The organism is Streptomyces sp. NPDC002809, from assembly GCF_040295435.1.
Taxonomy (GTDB): domain Bacteria; phylum Actinomycetota; class Actinomycetes; order Streptomycetales; family Streptomycetaceae; genus Streptomyces.
In genome coordinates, this window is the sequence record NZ_JBEOVJ010000055.1 from 17,727 (window position 1) to 41,362 (window position 23,636).

Here is a 23,636-nt window from a genome sequence, read left to right on the forward strand (position 1 = left end):
GGCCATCCACCTTCGAAAGGCACCTGTCATGGACGTCGGACTCCTCTTCGACCTGCGCAACCCCGGCCAGTGGCACCGCCCCTGGGCCGACCACTACGCGCGGACCCTGGAGTTCTGCGAGGAAGCGGACCGCCGTGGCGCGGGCGGTCTGTGGTTCACCGAGCACCACCGCTTCGAGGACGGCTACCTGCCCCAGCCGCTGACCTTCGCGGCGGCCGTCGCCGCCCGGACCCGCCGTGCGCGCATCGGCACCTCCGTCGTCCTGCCGGCCCTGCACCACCCCGTCGACATCGCAGAGCAGGCCGCGATCGTCGACATCCTCAGCGACGGCCGGCTCGAACTCGGCCTCGGCGCCGGCTACCGCGTCCCCGAATACACGCTCTTCGACGCCGACTTCGGCCACCGCTTCGCACGGACCGAGGAACGCATCGCCGAGATCCTCCGCCTCTGGCGCGAACGCGGCATCACGCCCCTGCCGGTCCAGGACCCGCCGCCCGTCTGGGGCGGTTTCTACGGGCCGCGCGGCGCCCGGCTCGCAGGCCGGCTGGGCATCGGGCTGCTCCACATCTCACGCGAACGCTTCGCGCAGTACCGCGAGGGCCTGATCGAGGGCGGCTACGACCCGGCGACCGCCCGCGTGAGCGACCTGGTCCCCCTCCTGCTCTCCCGCGACCCGGAGGCCGCCTGGCACCGTATCGGCCCCCACCTGGTCCACCAGGTGAACTCCTACCGGCAAGGAGCCCTCCAGGGCACCGCCTTCGACGGCCCGCCGCCGCTGACCATCGAGGACCTGCGCGACCCGGACGCCAAGGACCGGCGCGGACTGCTCGACATCCTCACCCCCGAGGACGCCGCCGTCCGCGTCAAGGAGCTGACCGCGGGGCTTCCCGTCAAGCACCTCATCTTCTGGGCGAGCATCGCCGGCATGCCCGACGACCTGGTCGCCGAGAACCTGGAGCTGGTCACCGAACAGCTGCCGCGTCTCCTGTCATGACGCGCGCGAACCCGGCCCCCGCCACCCGCGCGTGGGCGCTGCTGCTCGTCCTCTCAGGGAACATGGTCCTGGACGCGATCGAGGTGTCGCTCGTCCTCGTCGCTCTGCCGGTGATCGCGGACGACCAGGGGCTGTCGCTGCTGACCGTGCAATGGCTCATGAGCGGCTTCGCCCTCGGGTTCGCCGCCCTGCTGACCACCGGGCCACGGCTCGCCGCCCGGTTCGGCAGGCGTCACGTCTACTTCGCCGCGATGCTGGGGTTCGCCCTCGCGTCGGTGGCGGGCGGCCTGGCGGACGGGCCCGCCCTGCTCATCACGACCCGGGTGGTCAAGGGCGCGTGCGCTGCCCTCACGGCGCCGATGGGGCTCGCCATCATCGGCACCGCTTTCCCCGAAGGCCCCGAGCGGCGGCGGGCCGTCTCGGTCTACTCGCTCTTCGGGGCCGCGGGATTCACGGCAGGGCTCCTGCTGTCAGGAGCCCTCCTGGAGGCCGGCTGGCGCTGGATCTTCCTTGTGCCGGCTCCCGTCGCCCTGGTCCTCCTGCTGTGGGGGCTGCGTGTGGTGCCCCGCGAGGAGACCGTCGCACCGGCCCCCGCCGCAGACCGCGGCGGGCCCCCCGCGGCCGGATCACCCGGGCGCGACCACGTACTGCTGCGGACCTGCCTGGGCGCGGCCACGCTGAACGGCACCTACCACGGGCTGCTGTTCCTGCTCACCTTCCAGATGCAGGCGGAGCGCGGCCTGTCGCCCTTGACCGGCGCGCTCGCGCTGCTGCCCGCCTGTGTGCCGCTCGCCGTGACCGTGCCGTTCGCCGGGGCCCTGGTCCGGCGCCACGGAACGGGACGGCTCATCGCGCTGGGCGCCGCGGCACCCCTGCTCGGATATCTGCTCGCCCTGTGGCGGCCTCCCTCCGGCGCGTACCTCACCGGCGCGCTGCCCGTCCTGCTCCTCGTCGGCGCGGGGTTCGTCCTGTCCTTCGCCGCGCTCAACATGCGGGCCGCCGAAGCCGTCCCGCCGTCCCGCCGCGCCACTGCGATCCCGCTCTACCAGACGGCCGTGCAACTCGGCGCGGTCCTGCTCATTCCGCTCACCGCCTGGCTCCTGACCGCCTTCGACGACCTGCGCCCGGCCCTCGCCCTGCTGGCCGCCGCGGCGGCCGCGGGCCTCGCCGCAGCCCTCCCCGGACTCCGCGACGGCGGACGTCCCCGCCCCCTCCTGCAGAAGGAAGCCGCATGACCAGCACCGCACCGCCCCTCTCCCTCGCCGTCATCACGGCCAGCGTCCGCGACGGACGCCTCGGTCCGACCCCGGCCGAATGGTTCGCACGACAGGCCCGCACCCGGCCCGAACTGGACGTCCACACCGTCGACCTGCTCGCCCACCCCCTGCCCCTGGTGCTGCCCGCACCGGGCCAGGAACCGCCAGCCGAGGCGGTCCCGCACCGGGATGCGCTGCGTACGGCACTCGCCCGGTCGGACGCCTTCGTCGTGGTGACCCCCGAGTACAACCACAGCTTTCCCGCCGCTCTCAAGAACGCCCTGGACTGGTTCCTGACCGAATGGGCGGCGAAGCCGGTCGGGTTCGTCTCCTACGGAGGGCTGGCCGGCGGGCTGCGTGCCGTCGAACAACTGCGGCCGGTCTTCGCCGAACTGCACGCCGTCACCGTCCGCGAGACGGTCAGCTTCCACACGGCGTGGGAGGCCTTCGACGGTGGGGGAGAGCCACTCGACACCAAGGGCAGCGCAGGTGCCGCCGAGGTCCTGCTCGACCAACTCATCTGGTGGGGCGCGGCGTTGCGCACCGCCCGTGCGGAGCAGCCCTATGGGAGCTGAGCCCCGGGCCGCGGCCCGCCGCGGCCCCGACATCGCCCGAGCGGACGTCACCTCGGTCCACATCACCCACTGGTACGCCCCCGACCGGGCGGCCGCCCTCGCCCTGCTGGACGACGTGGCCGCCCAGTGGACCGCCGCCGCATGGCCCGATGGCCTGCTCTCCTTCCACGGATATCTGAGCACGGAGGGCGACACCGTCCTCGGCTACGTCCAGGCCACCCACCCCACCGCCCACCACGACCTCACCCGCACCCTGCACGGCCCGGCGGCCGCCGGGGCAGTCTCCTACCGGCTGCACACCAGCGTCGTCCTGGACCCCTCGGGAACACCGCCCGGTGCCGTCGTCGTCGCCACCTTCGACGTCGACGGCGCCGAGCGTCAGGAACGGATCGTCGAATCCGTCGCGAAGGCCGTCACCGAGGCACCGCCCGCACAACGCGACGGCATGATCAGCGCCCACTTCCACGCCGGCACGGACGGCAGCCGGGTGCTCAACTACGCCGAGTGGACCAGCGACGGGGCGCATCTGGCGTTCCTCGAAGGGGCCGCCCGCGCCGCCACCCTCCGGGCCACCGGCGCGACGCCCGGGGTGCGCCCCATCGGCTTCCGCCGCTTCCACCTCCACCACGGCATCACCCCCGACAGGAGCGACACATGACCATTCTGGTGACCGGAGCACGCGGGCGGGTGGGCGCCGCCGTCGTACGCGGACTGCTTGCCGCCGGGGAGAAGGTGCGGGCAGCGAGCACCGACCCCGGGGCCCTGACGACGCTGCCCGACGAGGTGGAGCGGATACGGCTCGACCTGTCCTCGCCGCAGGGCCTGCGCGAGGCCCTGCACGGCGTACAGAAGATCTTTCTGTACGCCCAGCCGGCCGGCGCCGCCCGTCTGGCCGATGCCGCGGCGGCAGCCGGAGCCGGGCACATCGTGCTGCTCTCCTCGCTCGCCATCGACACCCACGGGGCGGGCACCAGCCCGATCGCCCAGCAGCATGTGCTCGTGGAGGACGTGCTGCGCGCCTCGGGGCTCGGGTGGAGCTTCGTCCGGCCCGGCGGGTTCGCCACCAACGCGCTCCAGTGGGCGCAGGACATACGGGCCGGACGCCCACTGCGGCTCGCCTACCCCGAGACCTACAGCGAGCCGGTCCACGAGTCCGACGTCGCCGACGTCGCGGTCCGCGCACTGCTGGACGAGGCACATCGGGGCGCCACACTGCGGGTCACCGGACCCGAGTCCCTGTCGGCACGGCGGCAGGCGGAGCTCGTCGCAGCGGCCGCGGGCCGGGATGTCCTGGTGCGGCTGATCTCGCCCGAGGAGTACCGGGAACAGCTCGCCGCGTTTCTGCCCGCACCGGTCGTCGACACACTCCTCGACTACCAGGCGGCGCGGGACGGACGGCCCCAGAAGACGGCCGACGACGTGCAGGCCGTCCTCGGCCGTCCGGCGCTGTCCTTCGCACAGTGGGCGGAGGACAACGCCGGGTCCTTCCGCTGACAGCCCCGGACGTGAGCGGCGCCCCCCGGCCGGGAGGCGCCGCTCACCGCTGTGCCGGCCCTACCACTCGACGGGCAGGCGCGTGACACCCCGCATCACACGGTTGGTGTTCCATTCGACCTCGTCGGCGGGCACCGCCAGGCGCAGGCCCGGCAGCCGGCGCACCAACGTCTCTATGACCGAACGGAGTTCCAGCCGGGCGAGCGGGGCCGCGGGGCAGTGGTGCGCCCCGTGCCCGAACGCCACATGCGGGTTGACCGCCCGGTTGAAGTCCAGTTCCTCCGGGTTCTCGAAGACGGTCCCGTCCCGGTTCGCGGCGTCGTTCTGCGCGACCACCGCGTCCCCCGCGCGCACCAACTGCCCGGCGAGCTCGAAGTCCTCCACGGCGATCCGGGAGAACGGCGCCACGCTGGTGGCGAGCGGTGTGTAGCGCAGCAGTTCCTCGACCGCGGAGGGCACCAGTGCGGAGTCCTTGACCAGGGATTCCCACAGCAGGGGCCGGGAGAGCAGGGTGTAGAGGAAGTTGCCGGTCTGGTTGGCGGTCGTCTCGTGCCCCGCGGTGAGCAGATCCACGGCGAACACGGCGAGTTCGCCCTCGGTCAGCCGGTCGTCCCCCTCGCGCGAGGTGACGAGCCGGCTCAGCAGGTCCTCGCCGGGGTCGGCGATCCGCCGCGCGATCAACTCCCGCAGATAGGCGTCGAGGCTGTCCCGCGCCGCTTGGATGGTCGAGGGATCGGCGACCGTCAGAGCCATCATCGCGTCGGTCCACTCACGAAACCGTCCGCGGTCCTCGACCGGCACACCGAAGGTCTCGCAGATGACCGTGATGCCCATCGGCCAGGCCAGCCCGGTGGCCAGGTCGGCGGGGGACCCCGACTCCTCCAGATCGTCCACGAGTGCGTCGATGATCGCCTGCACCCGCGGCTGGACGGCGGCCACCTGACGAGCGGTGAAGGCCTTCGCCGCGAGCCGGCGCAGGCGTGTGTGGTCCGGCGGGTCCATGCTGAGGAGGGAATCGGCCTGCTGGATCAGCGGGCTGGAGCGCGGGACGTCCTTGCCGACGGCGGCCGCCCGGCTCAGCCGGGGGTCGGAGAGCGCGGCGCGTACATCCGCGTACCGGGTCACCAGCCAGGCGTCCCCGCCGTGTGGCATCGTGACCCGCGCGACGGGCTCCTCGCGCCGCAGCACGGCGTAGGCCGGATCGAGGTCGAGGCGTTCGGAGGTGAAGCCGGAGGCGTGGTAGGGGCAGGAGGAGAGTGCATTCGAATGCCCGGAATCAGTCGTCGTCATCGGAAGGGCTCCGTCTGTGAGGTGAACCAGCACGCGGACCCTGCCGACTCTAGATTCGGCCGCTTTCCGTCTCGGTCAGCCTTTTCATGGCATCTCGACAATTCGTTGTCAGGAAAAGGAAAAGCGGCGGGGACGGGAGCGGGGCCGGCGGACGTGGGTGTCCCTCCGGCCCCGCTCCGTGTCTCACTCGTGCCCGACTCTGAACCCCACCCCGCGGACGGTTCTTATCCAGCTGCTCTGCCCCAACTTGCTGCGCAGGGAGCTGACATGGGTGTCCACGGTGCGAGTCGCCCGGACTCCGAGCAGATGCGGCATCGGGTCCTCCCAGATCTCCGTCATCAGCCGCTGCCGGCTGACGACGCTCTCGGAGTGCCGGGCGAGGTAGTAGAGCAGATCGAATTCCTTGCGGGTGAGATCGACGGGGCTCCCGCGCAGCAGGACTTCGCGGGATGCCGCATTGATGCGCAGCGTGCCGATCGAGAGGACCGTCAGGGATTCCCTCAATCCCGGGCGGGCGTGCCGACGCCGGGTCACGGCCTCGATGCGCGCCAGGAGTTCGCGGAATTCGTAGGGCTTGTCGAGGCAGTCGTCCGCGCCGGCCCGGAGGCCGAGGACCCGGTCGAGTTCACTGCCGCTGTCGGTGAACGTGATGATCGGTATGTCCGCGTCCTCGCGGATACGCCGGCAGACTTCCAGTCCGTCGATGTCGGGCAGGTCGAGGTCGAGCAGGACGATGTCCGCACCACGGTGTGCGTTCAGCGCCGTCGCGCCGTTGCCGACGGAGGTCACTTCGTACCCGTGGCGTTCGAGCGCCCGGGAAAGTTCGCCGCTGCTGTTGTGTGAGTCCTCCACCACGAGAATCTGCACGATGTCTCCCTTGATCCGATCGAGTACACGCACGCAGACGATGTTCTCTGCGGAGCCCCGGATCCGATGGCAGGTGTCGACGGTCTTAAAGAAGCGTTCACGGAGGTTCACGAGCGCTTCGCGTAGGACCGATTTCAGCTGCCGTTGTGCGTCAACTCACTTGCTAGCAGCCTGAGTTGACGCACCGTATGCCTGGAGGAAGGTCCGGACCGCCGACTGTGCCACCTGGCGGATCTCCGCCTCGGGCACGGCTCGGGTGCCGAGCTGGGACCGGGCCTCCATCGGGCCGGTCAGCAGGGCGAGGAAGTGTTCGGCCGCTTCCACCGGATCGCAGGGCCTCAGCCGGCCGGCCAGGGCCAGCCGGGCCAGCCGGTCGGCCAGCGCTTCCTTGAGCCGGCTCGCACCCCGCCCCCAGACGATCTCCAGCAGGTCGGGGAACTGGGTGATCTCTGCGTAGAGCAGGCGCCGCAGCGCCCAGGACTGCTCGTTGCAACATCGCAACAGCAGGCGGTGCGCCAGGACTTCGAGCCGGACGGACACGTCGTCCTGCGGTGTGGTGGTGTCGGCGCCCGCCCCGCTCCCGGCGGGGAACAGGTCGACGACGGCGAGGTTCTGTGCCATGACGTCGTCGGCCGCCGCCTCCATCGCGCTGCGGAAGACGTTCTGCTTGTCGCCGAGGTGGTTGTACACGGTGTGCTTGGCGACTCCCGCGACCTCGGCGATCTCCTCCATGCAGGCGCGGGCGTAGCCCCGTTGCGCGAACACGGTGAAGGCGGCACTCAGGATCGCCTGCCGCTTGTCGATGCGGCCTCGCGACGGGGTCTTGGGGGTACTCGTTCCGCTCACCCCGTCATCGTACCCGCCCGACCCGAAAAATGCACCGATGAGTGCAATGAAGTAGGACAGCTCGTTGAAAACGCTCCAGCAAGTGCCATACGCTGCACTCGCCAGTGCAATTCTCGCTCGATCTCACCGGAGACAGTCATGGCGCATGCACAGGACGAACGCCTGGATCCCGCACTGCGGCGGCTGATCGGCGTGATCCTGTTAGGCGGGATCATGGGGATCCTCGACGGCTCGATGATCGCCGTCGCGGCCGACACCCTGGCCCGCGAATTCGACACGTCGCTGTCCACCATCAGCTGGGTGTCCACCAGTTACCTGCTCGCGCTCACCGTCTCGATCCCCGTCACCACATGGGCGGTGGACAGGTTCGGCGGACGCCGGCTGTGGCTGCTCGGCCTCGTCGTGTTCCTCGTCGGCTCGGTCGCCTCCGGTCTCGCCTGGAACGCCCCCAGCCTCATCGTCTTCCGCATCGTGCAGGGACTCGGCGCCGGACTGCTCGACCCGCTGATGCTCACGCTGCTCGCCCGCGCCTCCGGACCCGCCCGCGCCGGGCGCGTGATGGGCCTGATGGGCGTCGTCGGCTCCAGCGGCCCGGTGTTCGGCCCGGTCGTCGGCGGCATCATCCTCCAGGGTGCCGACTGGCGCTGGATGTTCCTGGTCAACGTCCCCATCGGCCTGGTCGCCCTGGTGCTCGCCCTCAAGTTCCTGCCCGCGGACACCTCCACCGAGAAGCCGCCCGCCGGTAAGCTCGACATCCTCGGGCTCGCCCTCATCGGCCCCGGCGTCGCGGCCGGCGTCCTCGCTCTCTCGCAGGCGGCCGAGCAGGCCGCGTTCGCCGTCCCGTCGGTTCTGGTGCCGCTGATCCTGTCCGTCCTGCTGCTGGGCGGATACGGCTTCCACGCCCTTCGCCGGCGCGGCGAAGTCAGGGCCGCACCACTCATCGACCTGCGCCTGTTCAGCCGCGGCAGCTTCGCCGCCAGCGTCACGGTCGGCTCACTCGTCGGCCTCGCGACGTTCGCCAGCCTCTTCGCGCTGCCCCTCTACCACCAGCAGGTCCAGGGCCACGGCAGCTTCGAGGCGGCCCTGCTCCTGGCCCCGCTCGGCATCGGCTCCGCCCTGTCCATGCCGGTGACCGGCCGGCTCTCGGACCGGGTCGGCTCACGCAGCCTCGTACGGGCGGGCGGCGCCCTCGCACTGCTGAGCGCCCTCGCCTTCACCCGTATCGGGGCGGACACCTCCGAAGTGTGGCCGGCGGTCGCCGCCTTCACGATCGGCGTGGGCCTCGGTGCGGTCGGCGCACCCACGATCGCCTCGCTCTACCGCACCCTGCCGGGGCACCTGGTCCCGCAGGGAAGCTCGGTGCTCTACATGCTCAACCAGCTCGGGGCGTCGATCGGTATCGCGCTCGTCGCGCTCGTGATGCAGACCGCGGGCGACGGAGACCCGGTCCGCGGATTCCACGCCGCGTACTGGACCGTGTCCGTCGTGCTCGTCCTCGTACTGGCGGCGGCGACCCTGCTGCCGGGCCGCCCGGCGCCCACCCCCGCGGAGGACGCCGGTGAAACCGGTGAGACCGCTCACCCGGAGCCGGCCGAAGAGATCTCCGCATCCGTTCACGCACAGGGAGAAGGCAAATGAGCACCCTCGTCATCGCCGGTGGCACCGACGGCATCGGCAGAGCACTCGCCGAGCTCTTCCTCAGCCGCGGCGACACGGTCGTCGTCATCGGCCGGAACCCCGAGAAGGGCCGGCGCTTCCTCGACGACGCGCGCGCTGCGGACGCCGCCGAACGGGCCTTCTTCGTCACGGCGGACCTCAGCCTGCTCGCGGAGACCTCCCGTGCCGCCGACGAGATCCGAGCCGCGTTCCCCACCGTCGACGCCCTGGTGCTCTGCGCCCGCCACTACCGCTCCCGCCGCACGGAGACCACCGAGGGCTACGAGGAGAACTTCGCACTCTTCTACCTGAGCCGTCACGTGCTGGGCCAGGCGCTCGCCGAGCCGCTGTCCCGGGCACGGCACCCGGTCGTCGTCAACGTGGCCGGTCCGGGAGCCGGACTCGAACTCGTCCAGTGGGACGATCTCCAGCTCGCCCGCCGCTACCACGGCGGGGCCGCGCTCGGCCAGGGCGGAAAGCTCAACGACCTGCTGGGCGTCGGCTACGCCGAACAGTACGGACCGGCCGGGATCCGCTACGTACTGATCCATCCCGGCGTCACGGCCACCGGCTTCTCCGGCGAGTACGACGCCGAGACCCTGCCCCACATCCGGTCGATGCAACGAAACGCGAAGCCCGTCGGGGCCGCGTTGCCGCCGATCGTCGACGCCATCGACAAGCCCCCGTCCGAAGCGCTCAGCGCGTTCGTCGAGGGCCGTCGCATCCCGGTGGACACCCGCGGCTTCGACCCGGCGGCCGCCCGGCGGCTGCGCGACCTCACCGACCGGCTCCTTGCCGGGAGTTGACACACTTGACGAAGACCTGCAACGGCGGCCCTGGGAAGCGGACCCGCCGCGAAGGAGACTGAGGAGGCGCCGGCCGCCTCCTCAGCTCTCGCGCAGCAACCGACCCCCAGGAGCCCGCACCATGTCCTACGTGTCCGCCGACCCCGTACGCGTCGTGCTCGACGATCCGCGCAGCGCGGCCGTCCTCGTCACCACCCTCGCCACCCGTGGACCGGACGACACCCGGCGGACCGCCGAACAGGCCGTCGCCGACGCGCTCCGAGGGCCGTGGCCCGAAGGGCTGCTCTCCCTGACCGTCTACACCAGTAGTGACGACGACTCCGTCCTCACCTACGCCCAGTGGGCCACCGAGGATCAGCTGCCGCCCCCCGGCGGCCCGGCCGAAGCGGGCACCGTCTCAAGGGCGTTCCGCCACTACCGGGCGGTCCGCGGCACCGCTGTCGAGGAACCGGCTCCCGTACCGGAGTCGTTCCCCGCGGCGTTCTTCCCCACCGAGAGCGAGCAGGCCGCCCGTGCGTGGCTCGACGGGCTGCTCGCGGGGGAGGAGCGGAGCGAGGGCGAGGACCGGGCCTACCCCGGCGCGATAGCGGCCCACCTCCACATCGCCGTGGACGGCGGGCAGGTGCTCAGCTTCTCCGAGTGGGTGGCCGAGGGGCCGGCCGTCGACCACATCGAGGCGGTCTGGGCACCGGTGCTCAAGGACTTCGGGGGCACCGGAACCCTCTACCGCCACCACCGCACGCTCCTGCCCGGGAGCACGGCCACGTCGTTGTGAGGGGGCGGGCTCCGAACCGCCGACGGAGCGCGGCGTGCGGCGCCACCGCGGGGACGGCCCGCGCTCCGTCACCCGGCGGCACCTGATCGCGGTCGCGCTCAGCTACGGACCAGCGGGGTGTCGACCAGGTGCTCGGCGAGGACCCACGCCTGAAGCTCCCCGGTTCGGACGACCTGGGAGACCAGCAGGTCGTTGGTCCCGTCGTCACCGAGCCCGGCGGCCCGCGCGGCGGCGTCGTGTGCGGCCACCAGGATGGCCTCGTGGGCCTCCAGGAGCCGCGACAGCATCGCGGGGACCTCCTCCACGCCGTTCGGGGGCCGCGGGATCGACGTGATCTCCGCGGCGTGCCGGGGGTCGCCGACCGCGACCCCGCCCAGTGTCTGGACGCGCTCCGCGAGGGCGTCCACGATGTCGAGCTGTTCCCCGGCGTGCTTGTCCAGCACCAGGTGCAGTTGGTAGAAGGTGGCACCCCGCACGAGCCAGTGGTGCTTCTTGTACAGACCATGAAGGATCTGGGTGTCCGCGAGCAGTTGGTTGAGGCGCTGGCACGCGTACATGCGCGCCTCGTAGGACAGGCCGATCGGGAACTGCTTCACCGTCCCGAACTCCTGGATGACCTGGCCCTTCTGATGCAGCCTGGGCTGGCTTCCGCCCACGGCGGGTGAGTCTGTGACGGTCATGGTGCGCCTCCTGCGGTGCATGTCGATGTACGGACCCGAGGGACGCGAGGCGTCCGGACGGGGGTTGGCCGGCAGCGCACCCGCCCGACGGCTCCGGCGCGGAACGCCGTGAGCGGTCGCGGCGGGGGCCGCGGAAGGAACGGGCCGCGCGTACGCGCCCCCTGAGAGGCGTACGCGCGGCCAGGTGGCCGGTTCGCCGGCTCTGTCAGCCCGTCGCGCGTACCGCGTCGAGGATCAGCTGTGCGACAAGCTGCGGCCGGGACACCGCGACGGCGTGCGAGGCGCCGTCCGCCTCGACCACGGTCGCCCCGGCCCGCCGCGCCCCGAAGCGCTCGACCTCGGGGTTGATGGCCCGGTCCGCCCCGGCCACCAGGGCCCAGGACGGCTTGGTCTTCCACGCCGCGGCTGTGGCCGTCTCGGCGAAGGCGGCGGCAGCCAGGGGGCGCTGGGCCAGGGCAAGGACCGTGGTGACGGACTCGGGGACGTCCGCGGCGAAGATCTCGGGGAAGGCATCGGCCGTGATGGTGACCTCGACCGCGGGCTCCGCACCCGCCACCGGGTACGTGGTCTCCTTGAGGCTGCCGACCAGTGCCGAGAGCGGGAAGCGGCCCTGCAACTCGCCCAGGCTCTCGCCCTCTTCGAGCACATAGGCCGCCACGTAGACGAGGCCGACCACGTTCTCCGCGGTACCCGCCACGGTGATCAGCGCACCGCCGTACGAGTGTCCCGCCAGTACGACGGGACCATCGATCTGGGACACGACCGACGCGATGTAGGCGGAGTCGGCCGCCAGGCCGCGCAGCGGGTTCGGCGGTGCCACGACGGGGACCCCGTGGCTCCGCAGCTCCGTGATGACTCCGGACCAACTGCCGGCGTCGGCGAAGGCACCGTGGACGAGGACGACCGTCGGCAACTGCTGGGTGGTCATGTCTGTTCTTCTCCTTGGTGAGGCAGAGTGGAGGCCGGCCGGATCAGCGGGTGGCGAGAGCCGTACGCAGGGTGCTGACGGCCAGGTCGATGGCTGCCTGCGCCGCATGGGTCCCGCGCAGCGCGTTGAGCATCACGAAGTCGTGGATGACGCCCTGGAAGCGCACGGCCGTGACCGGGACACCTGCCGTACGCAGCTTGGCCGCGTAGGCCTCGCCCTCGTCGCGCAGCACGTCGGCCTCGCCGGTGATGACGAGGGCCGGGGGCAGCCCGGTGAGCTGCTCGGTGGTGGCGCGCAGCGGCGAGGCGGTGATCTGCGCCCGCTCGCTCTCGTCGGTCGTGTACTGGTCCCAGAACCACTGCATGCCGTCGCGGCGCAGGAAGTAGCCGGTGGCGAACTGGTGGTACGAGCCGGTGTCGAAGGCCGCGTCGGTGACCGGGTAGAACAACACCTGCTGGACCAGCGGGACGTCTCCCCGCTCCTTGGCCATCAGGGTCAGCGCGGCACTCATGTTGCCGCCCACGGAGTCGCCGGCCACGGCCAGTCGGCTGCCGTCCAGGTCCTTGGAGGCGCCCTGCCCGACGATCCACCGGGCGACGGCGTAGTTCTGCTCGACGGCCACCGGATAGCGGGCCTCGGGTGACAGGTCGTACTCCGGGAACACCACGGCGGCACCCGTGCCGACGGCGAGTTCGCGCACGAGCCGGTCGTGGGTGTGGGCGTTGCCGAACACCCAGCCCGCACCATGGATGTAGAGGATCACCGGCAGCGGGCCCTCGGCGCCGGCGGGCCGGACGATCCGCGCCCGGACACTGCCCGTGGGGCCGTCGGAGACGGTGATCCACTCCTCGTCCACCGCCGGCATGTCGATCTCGCCGGACTGCACCTCGTCAACGGCCTTGCGGCCGTCGGCGGGAGCGAGGTCGAACAGGTACGGGGGGTTCGCGGTCGCCTCGGCGAACGCGGCCGCCGCCGGTTCGAGTACGGGCACGACGGGTTCCACGGCGTCGGACATGTGCATCTCCTGGGGGATTCAAGGGGGTGGCGCTGCCGCCGGATTCTCCGGCCGGTGTGCGGGACGGCTGCGGGAGCCCGCTCTGTCCCGGCCTCCACGCTACGACCGCCGGACCCGGGTGAATTGTCCGTCGGTGCACTGGTTCTGTACCGCGAGTGCACCGACGTGACGGTGATCCCTGATCCGGCCCCACACACGGTGATCCCTGATCCGGCCCCACACGGAGAGGCACGGGGAGAACGGTCCCTGTGCACGGAGAGAACGGAACCGGACGCATGGGGCGCCTACCGTGGACGACGTCGCGACCGACCTCGCGAATGGCTCCGCGGCCTGCCGACCTGCCGCCGGCACGGGACGGACATGAGGAATGAGCGACCTCTCAGGCGCCGCGGAGCCCGCCGAGCTGTTCGCGTGCCTCGGCGACGGCCCGCGGGTCGGCGTCGGTGCCCAGGGTCACCACGCGGGAGTAGACGTCGCGGGCCTCCACCGGCCGCCCGGCATCACGCAGCACGCCGCCCAGGTCGATCAGCCGACGGCTCTCCAGCGAGGTGTTGCCCGTGTCGTGACAGACCCGCAGGGCCGTCCGCAGCTGACTGACCGCCTCGTCCCACTGCTTCAACTGGGCATACGTCACGCCCATGTTGGAGTGAAGTTCGAGGCGGGTGATGTCGGCGATGTGCGGTTCGACGCGATCGCCGGCCTCCTCCAGGAAGGCATAGGTGCGCCGGTAGGAGGCCAGGGCCTCCTCGGACCGCCCCTGTGCCATCAGGCTCAGGGCGTGGTTGTGCATGCACTGGAGACTGCCGTGCACATCACCTGCGGCGTCGAAGAGTTCGGCGGCCCGGCGGACGTCCTCCCCGGACTTCGCGTGATCGCCGGCCTTGCGGAGCGCCCAGGAGCGGTACTGGTGCGCCCACGCCTGCTGCATCGGGTCGTCCGCCCGTCGTGCGGCGTCGAGTGCCTGGCCGGCGCGGGCGACGGCGTCCCGGAGGCGGCCCTCGCACACGAGCAGTGCCCAGGCGTGGTAGTTCAGCTGGGTCGCTTCGAGCAGGGGATCCCCGAGCGCCTGGGCGCTCGCGGCGGCGGTGGCGAAGACCTCCGGCCAGTGCCCCCAGGAGATCCACTGGTCGGAGAACCAGTGCAGCGCCTCGGCCACCTCCACCACGGACGCGTGCTCGCCGGCCGCGGCGGCCGTGCGCACCGCCGCGAGCCAGTTGGCGCCCTCCGCCTTGAGCCAACGCCGGGCCAGGTCGGCCGACGACAGGTCGACCGCTCCCCGCCAGTCCGCCGGGGGAGCCCCGTGGCCGGGTTCGAACCACCGGCCCGCCACGACCGTCGTCCGCAGCAGCCAGTCGTCCAGCGCTGCCGCCGCCCGGACGACGTCCTCGGCACTCTCGTCGGCCGCCAGACGGGTACGCGCGAACAGGCACAACAGGTCGTGCAGCCGGTACCGGTCCCCGTCCGAGCCCAGCAGCCCCGCCTCGACCAGTTCCTCCAGCGTGTCCTCGGCGTCGAACAGCTCCTGTCCGGTCAGCTGCGCGGCGCCCGCGGCCCCGGCGTCCGGGCCGGGTATCAGTGCGAGCCTCCGGAACAGCCGGGCGGCAGTGGGGGTGAGCTGGCGATAGGAGAGGTCGAAGGCGGCGGAGACCCGGAGGTCTCCGGCGGACAGCGCGTCCAGCCGCCGGTCCTCCATGGCGAGGCGGTCGGCGAGCCTGCGCACCGACCAGCCGGTGCGGGTGGCCAGCCAGTTGCCTGCCACCCGCAGAGCCAGCGGCAGGTGGCCGCAGAGCCGGGCGATGTCGGCGAGCGCGGCGGGGTCCGCCGCCGTCCGTTCCCCTCCGATCAGTCCCGTCAGGAAGTCCGCGGCCTCCGACGGCGTCAGTTCGCCCAGCGGAAGCCGGTACACGCTCTCCAGCCCCGAGAGCATGCGCCGGCTGGTCACCATCACCATTCCCGCCCCGGTGCCCGGCAGCAACGGGCGGACCTGCGCCTCGTCCCGTGCGTTGTCCAGTACGAGCAGGCAGCGGCGTTCGGCCAGCAGCCGCCGGTACAGCCCGGGGTGCCCCTGCGGCCCCGCCTTCGCCAGTTCTCGGTCCGCCACCTGGAGCGCCTTGAGCACCGTGACCATCAGCTCGGCGGGACCCGGCGGCTCGTCGTCCATGCCGCGCAGGTCCACGACGAGCTGCCCGTCCGGAAACCGGCCGGCCAGCTCACGTGCCGCATGCAGTGCGAGTGTGGTCTTACCCGTCCCGGGCGGCCCCGAGACCGCCACGGTCACCGGAGGGGCGGCCCGGCTCCCCGGTCCGTCGCCGGCCCGGCCACTTCGGGCGGCAGCGGCTTCCGCGAGCCCGGCGAGTGACGTCAATTCGCGGGACCGGCCCACGAAGTCGTCGATCCCGCGCGGAAAGGCCCGTACCCCGGCCGGGCTGTACCCCGTACTCCGGCCCGCGCGGGCGGTCGCCAGCAACCGTTCGCGGTCTTCTTCGCCCAGCTCCAGTCCGTCCGCGAGGGCTGCCACCGTCCGTCGCTGGGGAGCGGCCCGGCGTCCGCGCTCAAGGTCTCCGATGCCTCGTACGCTGACGCCCGAAGCCTCGGCGAGCCCTTCCAGGGTCAGCGAGGCCGCGACCCGCAGCTCGCGCAGCGCGGCTCCGAAAGCCCCAAGATCACCGGTCACTCCGGGCTCCTTGTCCAACCGTGTCCCCGTCGGCGGCCCCGAGCACGGCCATCCGAGTTTAACAGTGCAGGTTCGCAGGTCAGAGGCGGTCCGGTCGCCTCCCCGCACCCGGCTGCCGGCATCCGTCGGACGACTGGCATCCGTCGGACTCCCGGCATCCACCGGACTCCCGGCATCAGCCCGGCTGTCGACACGCGGCTCTCGGCATCAGCCCGGCTGTCGATACGTGGCTGCCGGCACCCGCCCGGCCCCGGCAGCCCACGGGCCCCGGCTGTTCTGCCGCGTTCTGCCCGTGTTTCTGCCTGCCTTCTGCCTGGAGTGCCGGACGCCGGGCTGCTTGGCTGGTCGCAGCGGGGAACCGGGCCGCACTGTCGCGGCCCGGGCCCGTCGCGAGGAGTCGCTCCCGCGACGGGGCATCCGTGCGTGGCCTGGCAGAGCCGTCGCCTCGTCGAGACGGCGAGCATCAGCCAGGTCCGTGCGGGCACGGATGTCCGAGGTCTCCGCCGTTGTCGCACGGATGAGAGGAGAGCCGGATGAGTCCGGTGCTGACGACCGCCACGGCGGCCGACGAGGACAAGCTCGACCACTGGCGCCAGGCGGTGGAGCAGGTACTGGTGCCCGGGACCGTCGCCCTGCGCGGCGACCGCCCCTTCGAAGGGCGCATCGTCACGCACCGGGTGGGAGCCCTGCGGGCCTGCGCCGTCGAGGCCGACGCACACCGCTTCAGCCGGAGGGCGGCGCACATCACGCGCTCGCCGGAGCCGGTCGTGGTCATCGCCCTCCAGATGTCGGGCACGACGGTACTCACCCAGGACGGCCGGTCCGCCGTCGCGAACCCCGGAGACCTCGCCGTCTGGGACACGACCCGCCCGTACTCCCTCGACCATCCGGAACGCTTCTCCACCGGCGTCGTCCACCTGCCGCGCCACATGCTGGGGCTGGCGGACGAGGACCTGCGCCGCGTCACCGGCCGCGTGTTCGCCACGGACCGAGGGTGTGCCGCGGTTCTGAGGCCGTTGCTCACCACGCTGGTCGCCGCCGCCCACACGTTCTCGCCGGCTGCGGGAGGTGGCCTGGTGAACGGCCTCACCGACGTGTTCGCCGCCCTGGTCGCCGAGACCGCGGAGGACACGGCCGCGGACGCCCCGAACGCGCGTCATCATCTGGTGCGACGCGTCCGTGACCACATCGACGAGAACCTCGCCGACACCGCGCTGTCACCGGAGTCCGTCGCGAGGGCGAGCCATATCTCGGTGCGCTACCTCCACCGTCTCTTCGAGGCCGAAGGCATCACGGTCAGCCGGCTCATCCAGAGGCGCAGGCTGGAGGCGTGCGCGCGCGAACTGGCACGCAGCGGCCGTACGGCACCCACTGTCTCGTCCGTCGCCCAGCGCTGGGGGTTCGCCAACCCCACCCATTTCAGTCGGGTCTTCCGCGGCGCCTACGGCCTTCCGCCCCGTGAATGGCGCACCATGCGCCTGGCGGTCGGAGACACCGACCCCAGGGGCGGAGAACGGAGCCCCTCCCGGCCGGCCGGGAGTACGCCGGCGGCCCTGGTCACGACCCCGGCCTGAACCAGCGGTTCGCTCCGGGCCCGTGCCGGAGCGGACGGTCGGGTCGGGTACGGTCCGGTCCGGTCCCCGCAGGCCGTGGCCGCGCCGGCTGTCCCGCGGAACCCGCCGCCGCACACTCGTATGCGAACAGAGCGCTCGCTGGACGCGGCTTCACGGGACCTCGTGGCGGACGAAGCCGCCCCGTCCCGCCCCACCCCGCCCCGATCCGACCCGCCCCACCCCGACCATGAGTGGTGGGGAAGGGGGCAGATGACCGGCTCAGGACTGGCCGGCGGTGGGACGGACGATGATCTCGCTGACGTCGACGTCGGCCGGCTGGTCGATGGCGAAAGCGATGGCCGCACCGACCGACGAGGCCGGGATGGCGACGCTGCGGAAGGTGCGCATCTCCTCGCGGCCCTCCGGATCCGAGATGGACTCCGCCAGTTCGGATTCGGTGACACCCGGGCAGATGGTGGTGACGCGGATATCGCCGCCGACCTCCTGCCGCAGACCTTCCGAGATGGCCCACACGGCGTACTTGGTGGCGCAGTAGACGGCCGCGGCCGGGGAGACCTGATGGGCGCCGATGGAAGCGATGTTGACGAACTGGCCGTGGTGCTGGGCCCGCATGACCGGCAGGGCGGCCGCGATGCCGTGCAGGACGCCGCGGATGTTCACGTCGATCATGCGGTTCCACTCGTCGAGCCGGAGTGCTTCCAGCTTGGACAGTGGCATCACCCCGGCGTTGTTGACCAGGACGTCGACGCGGCCGTGCCTGCTGTGGGCGCCTTCGACGAAGAGCCGTACCTGTTCGGCGTCGGTCACATCCAGAGGGCGGAACTCGGCGCTGCCGCCGGACGCCCGGATGCCCTCGGTGAGCTCTTCCAGCCGGTCGGCACGCCGGGCACCGAGAACGACATGGTGGCCCCGTTCGGCGAGCAGCTTGGCGGTCGCCTCGCCGATTCCGCTGCTGGCGCCGGTGATGAGGACGATCTTCTGGCCGGGGGAGGTGGTGGTCATGGTCGGAGAACTCCTTCGGAGCGGAGGAGCCGACGCGGCGAGTTGTTCCTCGAACCGCGCAGGCCGAGAAGGGGAGTGGCGATGCGTTGCCGCTCGCCGGACTTCACCGGCGGGACTTCCGCCCGGCGCGCGGATCGTCCTCGCGGTAGAGCACGAGGTGCTCGTGGAAGAGAACGCCGTCGCGGACATCGCCGGTGGCGGTGAATCCGGTGTCGTCGACGTAGTCGAGGTGGCTGCCGGTGACCGTGTAGCGGCCGGTGTAGGCGCTCGGGCGGTCGCCCCGGGCTTCGTCGTAGACGCCGTTGGGCAGCAGCTCCTGACGGATGAAGCCGTCCGCGGTCACCCACATCCCGACGTACGCATGTGGGTCGCGGGGTGTGTCGTTGCTGGTCATGGCTCCAACCCTCGGTGCTGCGGAGGGATGCAACCAGGCCGCGGTTTCCCTGGGTGCCGCGCACCCACCGTCGGGGGCGCCAAGGGCGTACGACAGGGGCCACGGACGGGAGCGGCCGGCCCGGGAGCAGAGGGAGAAGCCGGCCGGGGAAGAGGCCGGTCAGGGAAGAAGCCGGTCGCTCCCCGGTGTCCGAGGGGAGCGGAGGCGGCGCACAGAGACGCAGCAGAGGAACTGCCTCCGGCCGGGAGGCACGGGGACCGGAGTCCCAGCGGCTCAGAAACCTGGCCGTCCGATCGGTCTGACAACCTCGAAGCCGTCGAAGAAGGGGCCGCGCATCCGGGGTTCCTCATCATCGACAGTCCTCGGAGGGACCTCGGCCACGGCGGCATCCTCGATGCCGTGATCGCGGACGCCGTCGGCGTCGACGACTTCTCCCACCACGCCCCCCTGCGGCGAGCAGACCGCGGCTGCCGAATACAGCTCATCGCGTCGCCGAAAACAGCCCGCCACCGATGGTGGAAGACAGCGTGGCGGTGCGCCACAGCCGCAACGAGGGCCGTCCGCCGTACGGGCTGAACGACGACGAAACCAGTACGGACGAAGGGGCGGAAGCCGACCTCCGAATCGGGTCCCGGACGTGGGGGCCCGCTGCCGGTGCGAGGCGCGGGCAACTGAAGGGGCCGGCCGGCTGGTGGACCAGGGATTCAAGGCCGCCGTTGCCCGCCGCTCAGGCGCAAAGTCCCGGAGAAGTCGACCCAGTTGCCGCCGCCCCCTTCCTGAACCGCTTTCGTGCAGTTCAGGAAGGGGGCGGCGGCAACTCGTCCGTCAGATGTCCCGGAAGGTACCAGCGAGCGCCGTGACCTGCGGTGATGGGCGTGCGGTGGCCCCTGGCCTGCGCGAATGGCCTTTCGGCTCTTTCATGCTCGTGCCGTTTGATGGGGCCGGAAGTCCCAGAAGAGTCCCACGGGATTCCCACTGCTGACGGGTGCCTTTCGGCTTCTCGGGGCGGCCGGGCTACGTCACGCTGCTCTCCGCATCCCCCGCCGCTCCCCGCATCACCGACGACGGCACCCGCGCCCGCAGCCGGTCCGGCGGGTAGAACTGCCGGGCCCAGTGGCGGAACGGGCCGATCGGGCCGTCGCCGCGGGCCAGCCGGGGCGGAGACACGTACCCCTTCGTCGCCCAGACAGGGAAGTCCTGGGACACGAAAGCGCAGTTGCCCCGGAACATCACACCCGCCAGCATACGGTGTACCGAGCCGCTCACCCAGCGGGCCAGCGGGGCCGGGAGGGCGGCCGGCTCGGCCACCTCGAAGCGGCTCGTCTGGCGCAGCTGGAAAGCCGCGGGCGCGATCATGGTGGTCGTGTATACGGCACAGGTGCGCACCCCGAACCGAGGGAGGGCCGTGCACACGTGCACCCGGCTGATCCCGTTGCCCTCCAGCGTCACCTCCAGCGGACTCGCGCCCAGCAGTGGCACCCGCTCCTCGGAGCGCACCGAGATCCGGAAGGATCGCCCCTCGAAGACCGCCGGCTCGGCTACCTCCGACGCGCCCCAGCCGTGCAGCGGCGTGAAGTGTCCGATGTCCACCGTGTTCTCGACCACGTCCTGGCTGTGCCCCGCCATCTCCCACGCGGCCAACCGCGGCGCCCGCGTCCCGAGCGTGTGCCAGGGCGTGAGCTCCCAGTCCGGCGCCCGCCCGTCGTGGTGCCGCCACACGAAGACGGCGCCGTCGACCTCGCGCACCGGCAGCAGGGACAGATCCGAGGACGGCGGCGGGGGCGTGCCGTACCCCGTACGCGTGCAGGCGCCGTCCGGGCCGAAGGCGAAGCGGTGGAAGGGGCACAGCAGTTCGTCGCCCTCCAGCGCGCCGAGCCCGAGGTGCGCCCCCAGGTGCGGGCAGTACGGGCGTACCGCTCGCACCTCGCCGTCGCGGAGCCGGTAGAGCACCACGTCCTCGCCCTGGAGCGGCCGGGTCAGCAGCGCCCCCCGCACCACCTCCGAGGAGAACGCCACCGAGAACCAGCCGTCGGGGTACGGCAGGACCGGCCCGTGCGCGTCGGCGGGGCTCGGGCCCTCCGTGAGCGCCCGGGTGTGGCCGCGCCTCACAGCTCGACCAGCACCTTGCCGAAGGACGCCGCGCGGTCCGTGTACAGGCTGCGGTAGGCGGCGGGAATGGCGTCGAATCCGTGGTGCACGGTCTGCTGGTAGCGGATCTCGCCGGCGCGCACCAGCGGCCCCAGCTCGGCGTGCAGCGCCGCCCAGTTGTCCTCGGTGAACCACTCCAGCGCGAAGATCCCGCGGATCGTCGTGCGCGGGAACATGATGTACGGCAGTAGCCGGGGCCCGGTCCACTCGCCGCCGACCTGGCTCGCCCACTGCCAGCACACCGCGACCCGGCTGTCCACGGTGAGCATCGTGAAGACGGTGTCGGTCATGACCCCGCCGAGGTTGTCGAAGTACCGGTCGACGCCGCCAGGAGCCGCCTTCGCCAGGTCCTTGCGGAGCTGCGCCGGGTCCCCGCCGTGCCGGAAGACGACGACGGCGTCGAAGCCGAGCGCCGTCAGCCGCGCCGCCTTCTCCGGCGAACCGGTCGTGCCCACCACCCGCGCGCCCGCCCGCTTCGCCAGCTGCCCGGCCAGCGTGCCGATCGCGCCGGACGTGCCGCTGATCAGGACCGTGTCGCCGGGCCGTACGGCCAGGAAGGTGGTGAGGGCGCCCCACGCGGTCATCCCGGCGCCGCCGAGGATGCCGAGCGCGGTGCTCAGCGGCAGCGCCTCGTCGTAGTGGGCCGGGTCCAGCTTCCGGTACGCGGGGAAGACCATCGGGAACGTGCCGGTCTGCCACAGCGCCCCCGCGCCGTTGCTGACCAGGTGGGTGCGCCAGCCGCCGAAGCCCTGCACGAGGTCCCCGACGCCGAACATCGCCCGCGGTCCGGCCGCCAGCACCTCCATGATCGAGTCGGCGCCCATGTGGTCGCCCACCGGGGTGTCCAGGGCGATCCCGTGGAGGTACGGGTCGACGGAGACGTACCGCGTGCGCAGCAGCATCTCGTCCTCGGCCAGGTCGGTGTCGAGCTCCTCCACCACCTTCCCGTACATCCGGTCCACGTCCGGCACGCCGTCGTTGTGCTCGCTGACGATCCACTTCTCGGTCTTCACGGGGTCGCTCCTGCGGGTTCGATGAGCTGTACAGGGAGAGGGGCGCTGTCGTCGACGGAGGCGGTGAACGGCCGCCCGTCGTCGCGGCAGACGAAGTGCATGACGTGACGTCCCGAGGCCGCGGCCCGGATCAGGCCGCCGGTGGTGGCCCAGACGCCGGACAGATAGAAGTCCGCGAGCCCCGGCAGTCCCGGACCGTGTCGCTTGACCTCCTGCTCCACGGTCTCGCCGCTGTCCACGAACGGCTGCCAGCCGAGCACCGTGCCGTCGTAGTTGCCGGTGTAGCGGACCTGGGTGAGGGGGGTGGACACGTCCCGCACCACGATCGCGTCCCGCAGCCCGGGGTGCCGCTCGTCGAGGAAGTCCACGATCGTGTCCCGGACCTGCCGCTTGGCCCGCTGGTACTGTCGCCCACGTCCGACCGGCAGCGTGTGCAGCTCCTCGCCGCGGCGGATCCGGGTGAACTGTTCGGGACCGGTGCTCAGCTCCCGCCACGGCGCGATGTCGCAGAAGTACGTGGCGTACACCACGGAGGTGCCCGGCGGCGACAGCTCCGGGTAGTGGCGGCTGCGGAACTGCACGTTGACGCTGGGATGCCGGATGCCGGTGAGCCGTTCCGCGACCGCGTCCTCCAGGAGGTACGTGGTGCAGGGCTCGCCGTCCGGGAAGGGCCGGCGCAGCCCCAGGAAGACCGTGAGGTAGCCGGGGAAGACCATGTCGGGTTCCGTGATGGTCCGGGTGTACAGCTCCCGGTACGTGTCGGTGAGGTAGCGGCCCTTCAGCAGGTCCAGGAGCGTGGTGCGCCCGTCGCAGGCGGAGACCACGATGTCCGCCCGCAGCTCCGTGCCGTCGCTCAGCCGGACCCCGGCCGCCCGGTCGTTCTCCACCAGGATCTCCACGACCCTGGCGTTGTAGATGACCTCGCCGCCGAGCCCCCGGTAGCGCTCCTCGACCGAGCGGGCCAGGCCCAGCGAGCCGCCCTCGGGGACACCGGCCGAGGCGTCGGCGTGCGCCGCGAGCTGGAAGTAGAACGGCAGCACGGGGAAGTTGGGATGCTTCTCGTACAGGATGAAGTTGAACGCCTCGCGCAGCAGCGGGTCCCGGAAGCGCTGCGAGTAGTCCCGCATCAACGTGCCGATGGAGCGCCGGATCACGTTGAAATAGGGGACCAGGGACGCCAGCATCCGCCAGCGCTCCAGGCGGCCCATGAGCCCGACCGGGGTGAGGAACGGGTAGCGGGCCAGTGCCTTGCGGAAGGTCCGCAGCCCGGCGCAGAAGTCGCGGATCACCCGGGCGTCGCCGGGGGAGAGGGCGAGCAGGTGCGCTTCGAGGCGGTCCGGATCTGAGTAGAAGTGGACCGCCCGCCCGTCCCGGCCACGCACCGTGTTGAACACGTCGAAATTGCGCATCCGCTTGCCCTGGAGCGCGCCGAGCTCCAGCCAGATCTGGTGCATCTCGTTGCCCGGCCCGCTGCCGAGCAGCCAGCTCACACAGCAGTCGAGGGTGAAGTCGCCCCGGTCCCAGGCCGTGCAGGAGCCGCCCGGGATCTCGTGCATCTCCAGCACTCTGCTGTGATAGCCGTTCATCTGGGCGTAGCAGCCGGTGGAGAGCCCGCCGAGCCCTCCGCCGACGATCAGCATGGTCCTTCT

General features: G+C 71.8%; 22 protein-coding genes. 9 read left to right on the forward strand and 13 right to left on the reverse strand.

Annotation, left to right across the window (positions count from 1 at the left end):
• Positions 1–28 precede the first annotated feature (28 nt).
• The 5 genes from ABT025_RS27115 to ABT025_RS27135 are packed head-to-tail and all read left to right on the forward strand — an operon-like array spanning position 29 to position 4,319.
• On the forward strand, positions 29–994 hold the full coding sequence (locus ABT025_RS27115; protein WP_350999677.1) for an LLM class flavin-dependent oxidoreductase: 966 nt from the start codon (positions 29–31) through the stop codon (positions 992–994).
• Positions 991–2,229, forward strand: a complete 1,239-nt coding sequence (locus ABT025_RS27120; protein ID WP_350999683.1) for an MFS transporter — start codon at positions 991–993, stop codon at positions 2,227–2,229. The genes ABT025_RS27115 and ABT025_RS27120 overlap by 4 nt, the downstream gene beginning before the upstream one ends.
• Positions 2,226–2,825, forward strand: coding sequence for an NADPH-dependent FMN reductase (locus ABT025_RS27125; protein WP_350999686.1), 600 nt, complete (start codon positions 2,226–2,228; stop codon positions 2,823–2,825). Before ABT025_RS27120 ends, ABT025_RS27125 begins: the two co-directional genes overlap by 4 nt.
• The gene (locus ABT025_RS27130; RefSeq protein ID WP_350999689.1) at positions 2,815–3,483 is read left to right on the forward strand and encodes a hypothetical protein; all 669 of its coding nucleotides are present in this window, start codon (positions 2,815–2,817) and stop codon (positions 3,481–3,483) included. The genes ABT025_RS27125 and ABT025_RS27130 overlap by 11 nt, the downstream gene beginning before the upstream one ends.
• Positions 3,480–4,319 (forward strand): SDR family oxidoreductase, encoded by an 840-nt coding sequence (locus ABT025_RS27135; RefSeq protein WP_350999692.1) that lies wholly within the window; start codon positions 3,480–3,482, stop codon positions 4,317–4,319. The genes ABT025_RS27130 and ABT025_RS27135 overlap by 4 nt, the downstream gene beginning before the upstream one ends.
• Positions 4,320–4,379: 60 nt before the next feature.
• On the opposite strand, the gene ABT025_RS27140 is transcribed toward ABT025_RS27135, so the two are convergent.
• The 3 genes from ABT025_RS27140 to ABT025_RS27150 form a co-directional block, all read right to left on the reverse strand.
• Complete coding sequence (locus ABT025_RS27140) at positions 4,380–5,609, reverse strand: cytochrome P450 (RefSeq protein WP_350999695.1); 1,230 nt, start codon at positions 5,607–5,609, stop codon at positions 4,380–4,382.
• Positions 5,610–5,792: 183 nt separating this feature from the next.
• Positions 5,793–6,509: a response regulator transcription factor gene (locus ABT025_RS27145; RefSeq protein ID WP_502972035.1), complete on the reverse strand. Its 717-nt coding sequence runs from the start codon at positions 6,507–6,509 to the stop codon at positions 5,793–5,795.
• Between the two features lie 123 nt (positions 6,510–6,632).
• Positions 6,633–7,322, reverse strand: coding sequence for a TetR/AcrR family transcriptional regulator (locus ABT025_RS27150; protein WP_350999706.1), 690 nt, complete (start codon positions 7,320–7,322; stop codon positions 6,633–6,635).
• 138 nt (positions 7,323–7,460) lie between these two features.
• Here ABT025_RS27150 and ABT025_RS27155 point away from each other — a divergent pair, with 138 nt between their 5' ends.
• The 3 genes from ABT025_RS27155 to ABT025_RS27165 all read left to right on the forward strand — a co-directional run bounded on the left by ABT025_RS27155 (position 7,461) and on the right by ABT025_RS27165 (position 10,559).
• A complete protein-coding gene (locus ABT025_RS27155) occupies positions 7,461–8,960 on the forward strand; it encodes a DHA2 family efflux MFS transporter permease subunit (protein WP_350999713.1) in 1,500 nt (499 codons plus the stop codon).
• Positions 8,957–9,784 (forward strand): SDR family NAD(P)-dependent oxidoreductase, encoded by an 828-nt coding sequence (locus ABT025_RS27160; protein ID WP_350999715.1) that lies wholly within the window; start codon positions 8,957–8,959, stop codon positions 9,782–9,784. The genes ABT025_RS27155 and ABT025_RS27160 overlap by 4 nt, the downstream gene beginning before the upstream one ends.
• A gap of 121 nt (positions 9,785–9,905) precedes the next feature.
• The gene (locus ABT025_RS27165) at positions 9,906–10,559 is read left to right on the forward strand and encodes a hypothetical protein (protein WP_350999717.1); all 654 of its coding nucleotides are present in this window, start codon (positions 9,906–9,908) and stop codon (positions 10,557–10,559) included.
• A 98-nt stretch (positions 10,560–10,657) separates the two neighbouring features.
• Here the strand turns inward: ABT025_RS27165 and ABT025_RS27170 are convergent, their stop codons facing one another.
• The 4 genes from ABT025_RS27170 to ABT025_RS27185 form a co-directional block, all read right to left on the reverse strand.
• Complete coding sequence (locus ABT025_RS27170) at positions 10,658–11,239, reverse strand: Dps family protein (protein ID WP_350999719.1); 582 nt, start codon at positions 11,237–11,239, stop codon at positions 10,658–10,660.
• 205 nt (positions 11,240–11,444) lie between these two features.
• On the reverse strand, positions 11,445–12,167 hold the full coding sequence (locus ABT025_RS27175) for an alpha/beta fold hydrolase (RefSeq protein ID WP_350999722.1): 723 nt from the start codon (positions 12,165–12,167) through the stop codon (positions 11,445–11,447).
• 43 nt (positions 12,168–12,210) lie between these two features.
• The gene (locus ABT025_RS27180) at positions 12,211–13,182 is read right to left on the reverse strand and encodes an alpha/beta hydrolase (RefSeq protein ID WP_350999724.1); all 972 of its coding nucleotides are present in this window, start codon (positions 13,180–13,182) and stop codon (positions 12,211–12,213) included.
• A gap of 379 nt (positions 13,183–13,561) precedes the next feature.
• The gene (locus ABT025_RS27185) at positions 13,562–15,856 is read right to left on the reverse strand and encodes an ATP-binding protein (protein ID WP_350999727.1); all 2,295 of its coding nucleotides are present in this window, start codon (positions 15,854–15,856) and stop codon (positions 13,562–13,564) included.
• A gap of 533 nt (positions 15,857–16,389) precedes the next feature.
• Here ABT025_RS27185 and ABT025_RS27190 point away from each other — a divergent pair.
• Positions 16,390–17,430: an AraC-like ligand-binding domain-containing protein gene (locus ABT025_RS27190; protein ID WP_350999730.1), complete on the forward strand. Its 1,041-nt coding sequence runs from the start codon at positions 16,390–16,392 to the stop codon at positions 17,428–17,430.
• A 258-nt stretch (positions 17,431–17,688) separates the two neighbouring features.
• Here ABT025_RS27190 and ABT025_RS27195 read toward each other — a convergent pair whose 3' ends face one another.
• From ABT025_RS27195 to ABT025_RS27220, 6 genes are all read right to left on the reverse strand, one after another.
• Positions 17,689–18,432 carry an SDR family oxidoreductase gene (locus tag ABT025_RS27195; protein WP_350999732.1) on the reverse strand — a complete coding sequence of 248 codons (744 nt, stop codon included), beginning with the start codon at positions 18,430–18,432 and terminating at the stop codon, positions 17,689–17,691.
• Positions 18,433–18,535: 103 nt separating this feature from the next.
• Positions 18,536–18,826, reverse strand: coding sequence for an Atu4866 domain-containing protein (locus tag ABT025_RS27200; RefSeq protein ID WP_350999735.1), 291 nt, complete (start codon positions 18,824–18,826; stop codon positions 18,536–18,538).
• 273 nt (positions 18,827–19,099) lie between these two features.
• Positions 19,100–19,264 (reverse strand): hypothetical protein, encoded by a 165-nt coding sequence (locus tag ABT025_RS27205; RefSeq protein ID WP_350999738.1) that lies wholly within the window; start codon positions 19,262–19,264, stop codon positions 19,100–19,102.
• 576 nt (positions 19,265–19,840) lie between these two features.
• Positions 19,841–20,935: a Rieske 2Fe-2S domain-containing protein gene (locus tag ABT025_RS27210; RefSeq protein ID WP_350999740.1), complete on the reverse strand. Its 1,095-nt coding sequence runs from the start codon at positions 20,933–20,935 to the stop codon at positions 19,841–19,843.
• Positions 20,932–21,987: an MDR family NADP-dependent oxidoreductase gene (locus tag ABT025_RS27215; protein ID WP_350999743.1), complete on the reverse strand. Its 1,056-nt coding sequence runs from the start codon at positions 21,985–21,987 to the stop codon at positions 20,932–20,934. Before ABT025_RS27215 ends, ABT025_RS27210 begins: the two co-directional genes overlap by 4 nt.
• A complete protein-coding gene (locus ABT025_RS27220; RefSeq protein ID WP_350999758.1) occupies positions 21,984–23,627 on the reverse strand; it encodes a phytoene desaturase family protein in 1,644 nt (547 codons plus the stop codon). Before ABT025_RS27220 ends, ABT025_RS27215 begins: the two co-directional genes overlap by 4 nt.
• Positions 23,628–23,636 lie beyond the last annotated feature (9 nt).